The sequence below is a fragment of the Longimicrobium sp. genome, from assembly GCF_036280135.1.
Classification (GTDB): Bacteria; Gemmatimonadota; Gemmatimonadetes; order Longimicrobiales; family Longimicrobiaceae; genus Longimicrobium.
Genome location: NZ_DASURI010000465.1, coordinates 1 through 3906, shown reverse-complemented (window position 1 = coordinate 3906; position 3906 = coordinate 1). Strand labels below are relative to the sequence as shown.

At 70.3% G+C, this 3906-nt stretch carries 4 protein-coding genes; all 4 read left to right on the top strand.

What is annotated here, in order from left to right; genetic code table 11:
* The first annotated feature begins 419 nt into the window (after window positions 1-419).
* Window positions 420-1370, top strand: a complete 951-nt coding sequence (locus VFZ20_RS15025) for a metal ABC transporter solute-binding protein, Zn/Mn family (RefSeq protein WP_329684721.1) — start codon at window positions 420-422, stop codon at window positions 1368-1370.
* A 22-nt stretch (window positions 1371-1392) separates the two neighbouring features.
* Window positions 1393-2187 carry a metal ABC transporter ATP-binding protein gene (locus VFZ20_RS15020; RefSeq protein WP_329684720.1) on the top strand — a complete coding sequence of 265 codons (795 nt, stop codon included), beginning with the start codon at window positions 1393-1395 and terminating at the stop codon, window positions 2185-2187.
* A 14-nt stretch (window positions 2188-2201) separates the two neighbouring features.
* On the top strand, window positions 2202-3320 hold the full coding sequence (locus tag VFZ20_RS15015; protein ID WP_329684719.1) for a metal ABC transporter permease: 1119 nt from the start codon (window positions 2202-2204) through the stop codon (window positions 3318-3320).
* Window positions 3317-3906: metal ABC transporter permease (locus tag VFZ20_RS15010; protein ID WP_329684718.1), on the top strand; the 590-nt coding region annotated here is incomplete at its 3' end. The genes VFZ20_RS15015 and VFZ20_RS15010, both read left to right, overlap by 4 nt.

Genomic DNA, 3906 nt, shown 5'->3' with positions numbered 1-3906 from the left:
CGGGTACGACGCCCACGTGCCGGTGATCTTCTACGGCGCGGGCATTCGCCCCGGCCGGTACGACGTCTTTGCCCGCGTGGTGGACATGGCGCCCACGCTGGCGGCGCTCATCGGCGTGCCGCCCACGGAGCGCCTGGACGGCCGCGTCCTCCGCGAAGCGCTCAAGTAAAAACGACAACAGATTTCTCACGCAGAGCCGCAGAGGCGCAGAGGAACTTCGTCACGCGATGAAGTACTCTGCGTCCTCTGCGGCTCTGCGTGAGAATGCAGTTGCAGTAAACCCCCGCCACGCTGGATCCCCGCTCCTTTCGCGTCTGCTCCGAAACAAACCTCTTGACGTCACGGGAAAAAGAGCCTATCGTCCGCAAAGTAAGTTTAAGCAAGTTTAAATTCCGCTTTCGAGCAGACCTGAGATAACGATGCGGGGGAAGGGACGGGCGTGGCGGCGGATGGCGGTCGCGCTGGCGGGGCTCGCGTGCGTGCTGGTGACAGCCTGCGCGCCGCCCGAGCCGCCGGAAGCCGAGGGCAGGCTCAACGTGGTGGCCACCATCGGCATGATCCGCGACGTGGCGGAGAACGTGGGCGGCCCGTACGTCAACGTCACGGGGCTCATGGGCCCCGGCGTGGACCCGCACCTGTACAAGGCCAGCGAGGGCGACGTGCGCCGGCTGTTTCGCGCGGACGTCATCTTCTACGGCGGCCTGCACCTGGAAGCCCGCATGGGCGAGGTGCTGCACGAGATGGGCAGCCGCACCCGCGTGGCCGCCGTCTCCGAGGTCATCCCCGTGGACCGGCGGCTGGCCCCCCCGGAGTTCCAGGGCGCGTACGACCCCCACGTGTGGTTCGACGTGCGGCTGTGGGCCATGACGGTGGACGTCATCGAGCACACCCTCTCCCAGGCCGACCCCGCCCACGCCCGCGACTTTGCCGCCAACGCCGCGCGCTACCGCCGGCAGCTGGACGAGCTGGACCGCTACGTCCGCGCGCAGGCCGCCCGCGTGCCCCCCGAGCGGCGCGTGCTCATCACGGCGCACGACGCCTTCAACTACTTCGGGCGGGCGTACGGCTTCCAGGTGCGGGGCCTCCAGGGCATCAGCACGGCGGCCGAGGCGGGCACGGCGGACGTGCAGGGGCTGGCCGAGTTCATCGCCACGCGCCGCATCCCCGCCATCTTCGTGGAATCGTCCATCCCCCGTCGCACCATCGAGGCCGTGCAGGAGGCCGTGGCCGCGCGCGGGTACGAGGTGCGCATCGGGGGATCGCTGTACAGCGACGCCATGGGCAATCCCGGCACGCCCGACGGCACGTACATCGGCATGGTACGGCACAACATCGACACCATCGTGGGCGCGCTGCTGCGCCAGCCCTGACGGATCCATGGAAGCGAGAACGATGACGGACGGAACGCCGGCCATCGAGGTCAACGACCTCACGGTGGCCTACCGCGAGAAACCGGTGCTGTGGGACGTGGACCTCGTCGTCCCCACCGGCGTGCTGATGGCCATCGTGGGCCCCAACGGAGCGGGCAAGAGCACGCTCATCAAGGCATCCCTGGGCCTGGTCCGCGCGGCGGCGGGACAGGTGCTGGTGCACGGCCGCCCTTACGCCGAGCAGCGCAAGCTCGTGGCCTACGTGCCCCAGCGCGGCAGCGTGGACTGGGACTTTCCCACGAGCGTGCTGGACGTGGTGATGATGGGCTGCTACGGCAGCCTGGGCTGGCTGCGGCGCCCGGGCCGAAAGGAGCGGGAGAGCGCGCTGGCCGCCCTGGCCCAGGTGGGGATGCAGGACTTTGCCGAGCGGCAGATCTCGCAGCTCAGCGGCGGGCAGCAGCAGCGCGTGTTCCTGGCCCGCGCCCTGGTGCAGGACGCGCGGCTGTACCTGATGGACGAGCCGTTCCAGGGCGTGGACGCCAAGACGGAGCGGGCCATCGTCTCCGTCCTGCAGCAGCTGCGGGCGGCGGGCAAGACGGTGGTCGTCGTGCACCACGACCTGGAGACGGTGCCCGAGTACTTCGACGAGGTGCTGCTGCTGAACGTGCGCCGCATCGCCAGCGGCCCCGTGCGCGAGGTGTTCACCGAAGAGAACCTGCGGCTCACGTACGGCGGTCGTGTCCCCTTCCTCCAGCGCCGCAACGGGCACGTGGAGGGCGCGGACCACGCCCCTTCCCTGCCCCTCGCGGCGGACTGAGCGGGGCGACGCAGATGGCCCTCCCGGATCTCTTCAACGACTACACCCTGCGCACGGTGGCCCTCGGCGCGGCGGCACTGGGCGCCACGAGCGGCGCCCTGGGCTCGTACGCCGTGCTGCGCAAGCAGAGCCTGCTGGGCGACGCCATCAGCCACGCGGCGCTGCCGGGCATCGCCCTCGCGTTCCTGCTGACGGGGAGCAAGGCGCCGCTCGTGCTCGTCCTGGGCGCGGCCGCCGCCGGCTGGCTGGGCACCCTGCTGGTGATGCGCGTCGTCAACGCCACGCGGGTCAAGGAAGACAGCGCCCTGGGCATTGTCCTGAGCGTCTTCTTCGGCTTTGGCCTCGTGCTGCTGACGTACATCCAGAAGCGGCCGGACGCCAGCCAGGCGGGGCTGGACCGCTTTCTCTTTGGCCAGGCGGCCACGCTGCTGCACCGCGACGTGCTGATGATCGCCAGCCTGGGCGGCATTGCCCTGCTCGTGGCGGCGCTGTTCTGGAAGGAGTTCAAGCTGCTGAGCTTTGACCCCGACTTTGCCGCCAGCCTGGGCTTTTCCGTGCGCGGGCTGGACGTGTTGCTCACGAGCGTGCTGGTGCTGTCCATCGTCATCGGCCTGCAGACGGTGGGCGTGGTGCTCATGAGCGCCATGGTCGTGGCCCCCGCGGCCGCCGCGCGCCAGTGGACGGACCGCATGGGGACGATGGTGGTGCTGGCCGGCGCGTTCGGCGCGCTGGCGGGGGTGAGCGGCGCCGTCATCAGCTCGCTCGCGCAGCACGTGCCGACCGGACCGACGATCGTCCTCTGCCTGACGGTCCTCGTCCTCGTCTCGTTGGCCTTTGCGCCCAACCGCGGGCTCCTGTGGGAAGCCGTGCGGCAGGCGCGCAACCGCCGGCAGCTGCACATGCACGCCGTGCTGCGCGACCTGCACGCGCTGGCCGTGCAGCACGGGGGGCAGGAGCACGTGCACGCGTCTGCCGTGCTCGAGGCCATGCACCCCGGCGCCCGGCACGAGCTCACGGCGCTGGCGGAGCGCGGCTGGGCGCGGCGCACGGGCGCGGACGGGTGGAGCATCACCCCGTCCGGGCGATCGGAGATGGAGCGGCGCGAGGGCCGGGACGAGGAGAGCGCATCATGATGCCCGAACAGGAGATCCAGTGGATCGCGGCGGTGACGGCGGCCGCCTGCGCCCTTCCCGGCGTGTTCCTCGTCCTGCGCCGCATGTCGCTGATGAGCGACGCCATCAGCCACGCCATCCTGCTGGGGATCGTGCTGGCGTTCTTCGTCACGGAGAACATCGCGTCGCCGCTGCTGGTGGTCGCGGCGGCCGTGACGGGCGTGCTGACGGTGTCGCTGGTGGAGGTGCTCAACCGCACGCGGCTGGTGCGCGAGGACGCGGCCATCGGCCTGGTGTTCCCCGCCCTGTTCAGCGTGGGCGTGATCCTCATCTCGCGCTTTGCCGGCAACGTGCACCTGGACGTGGATGCCGTGCTGCTGGGCGAGCTGGCCTTTGCGCCCTTCAACCGGCTGGTGATCGGCGGCAGGGACCTGGGCCCGCGCACGCTGTGGCTGATGATCGGCGTGCTGCTGCTGAACGCGGGCTTCATCGCCGCGTTCTACAAGGAGCTCAAGCTCACGACCTTCGACGCGGCGCTGGCGGGGGCGCTGGGGTTTGCGCCGGGCGTCATCCACTACCTGTTCATGACGCTGGTGAGCGTGACGGC